We start from the raw sequence: 2,410 nt of genomic DNA, 5'->3' as shown, positions 1-2,410 counted from the left end.
TGTTTAATGCATAATAAAAGTACAGAGTATTGCAACCAAAATGTTAGAAGGTTGCACAAATAAAAAAGGCTTGCCAGCCCTAACAAAATACCCTACCGTTAATAGCGACTAAACAAATTAATGGTGGAGGTAAGTGAAAGGATGCTAGCAATGCCTGAAGTTAATCATATCAAAAATTTACGTAATAATAAATCACTATCTATTAATGAAATAGTAAAACGAACCGGTTTTGCTTGGAAAACAGTTAAGAAGTACGCGGATGAAGATCTATTACCCGAGGAAAAAGTACCTGTAAAAAAAGGTATGATGTATGAAGAACATTGGGGAGAAATTGTTTCAGATTGGTTGATGGAAGATCAAGCACTTAAAAAGAAATTGCGAAGGAATAATAAGAATATATTTGAACAATTACAGCAATTAAAGTTCCCAGGTTCTTACCGAACCGTTTGTAACTTTATCGCTGAATGGAAAGACAAAATGTTAGATGAAACTGACACAGTAAAAGAGGAATATGATAGGTTAACACATCCCCCAGCGGAAGCACAGATAGACTTTGGAGTTACAGAAGTTGTACATGAAGGGAAAGTAAAAGATATCCATTGCCTGATTTTGAGTTTCCCCTTTAGTAATGGAGGCTTTGTAACACCATTGCCAGCAGAAAATCAAGAGTGCTTTTTGGAAGGTATTAAACTACTTTTCGCACAAGTCGGCTTTGTTCCGAGGGAATTATGGTTAGATAATCTATCAGCAGCCGTTGTAAAGGCCAGAGGTCATGGTCAGGAAACCATTTTTACTGATGGCTTTCAACGATTTGCCAGTCACTATGGATTTGAGCCGATAGCCTGTAATCCAAGAAAGGGAAACGAAAAAGGGCATGTAGAAAATAAGGTTGGTTACGTTCGATATAATTTCTTTACGCCGTCACCGGTTGTTCAGGATTTGACGCACTTGCGTGAGTTATTATTCAAACATTGTCAGGATGATCATTTAAGGATGCATTATAAAAAGGGAATACGAATCGCTGATCTCATAAAGGAAGAAAAGAAATATGGTCTCGCATTACCTGAGAAAGAGTATCCAGTATTTAATAAAACGCTGGCTTCGGCTAATAAATATGGTGAGGTAAAAATTGATGGAAAGGAAATCCACATACCGAATAGTTATCACTATACACAATTGTACGTAATTAAGTATTGGGATGACTTTAAAGTGGTCTCTCCACAAGGAGAAGTGCTTTATAAGGGACCTAGACCATATATGAATCGCTCGAGGGAAATTCCATGGCAATCCATTTTGAAAAATTGGATGAGGAAACCAAGATCAATCACCTATTCTAGATACTTCCCATATCTTCCAGGAAGAATCGCGCATCATTTGAATAGCGAATCTATGAAACTCAGAAAAGAACGTGTCGATTGGTTACAGAGTTTAATAATAAAATACAGTATGCAAGAAATAGATGAGCGTTTCTATGAATTGTTACCAGTAGAAGATGAAGAAAATGGAAATGAATCATTACATGATTCGATTACACATCCGTATGATGTAAATTGGAGTATCTACGACTCCCTTCAACCTTTAAACCATTCGTTGAAAGGAGAGGAAGTATAGAATGTCTAATTTGATTAGGGAGAAATGTAAATCGTTGCGTTTAGCATATGTCGCAGACATATACGAGCAGATTCCCTTCGAGAATCCCGAGCAATATATCTCGGCTTTATTACAACAGGAATTAGAACATAGAGAGGTAGCTAAAGGAGAGCGTTTGATCAAAAAGGCGAAATTCATGAATGAGAAAGAATTAGAGGATTACCGGTGGAGTGAACATATTCGTTTCCCTCCACAAATGGATAGAGAAAGTCTCGAATCACTATATTTTATCGATAAAAAAGAGAATCTAATTTTAACGGGCGCCCCTGGGACTGGAAAGTCTCATCTGGTTACGGCGCTTGGCCGAAAAGCATGTAGATCTGGATATGAAGTCCGTTTCTATCGAGTGGCTGATTTGGTAGAACTACTTGAAAAATCTTGGCGAGAAGGACGCTTTCAAGCCTTACGCAACAGGTTTAATAAAGTAGATATGATTATTTTAGACGAGATGGGATATGTTCCATTTAGTAAGGAAGGCGCTGAATTATTATTCCAATTGATATCTGATTGGTATGAGAGATCTAGCCTTGTGATTACATCCAATTTAGAATTTAGTCAATGGAATAGAATATTTGCAGACGCACGTTTAACAGCTGCATTAGTAGATCGAGTTATTCACCACGCACACATTTTGAGCTTTACTGGAGATAGTTATCGCGTCACACATGCGCTTTCGAATCATCAATCATAATAAAATATGGGCTGGCAAAGTTCTAACCTTTTCATTGCAATCTTGTAACCTTTTAGGTTGCAAAACACA

2 protein-coding genes are annotated in these 2,410 nt (G+C 37.3%); both read left to right on the top strand.

The features are described from left to right. Positions 1-141 precede the first annotated feature (141 nt). A complete protein-coding gene (gene istA, locus D8M05_RS19870) occupies positions 142-1,611 on the top strand; it encodes an IS21 family transposase (protein ID WP_121134846.1) in 1,470 nt (489 codons plus the stop codon). A 1-nt stretch (position 1,612) separates the two neighbouring features. Then, complete coding sequence (istB, locus tag D8M05_RS19865) at positions 1,613-2,341, top strand: IS21-like element helper ATPase IstB (protein ID WP_121134844.1); 729 nt, start codon at positions 1,613-1,615, stop codon at positions 2,339-2,341. The last annotated feature ends 69 nt before the right edge of the window (positions 2,342-2,410 follow it).

The organism is Oceanobacillus bengalensis (assembly GCF_003628445.1).
GTDB lineage: Bacteria > Bacillota > Bacilli > Bacillales > Amphibacillaceae > Oceanobacillus > Oceanobacillus bengalensis.
Note: the sequence above shows the minus strand (reverse complement) of the source record. Positions and strands in the feature narration are given on the sequence as shown.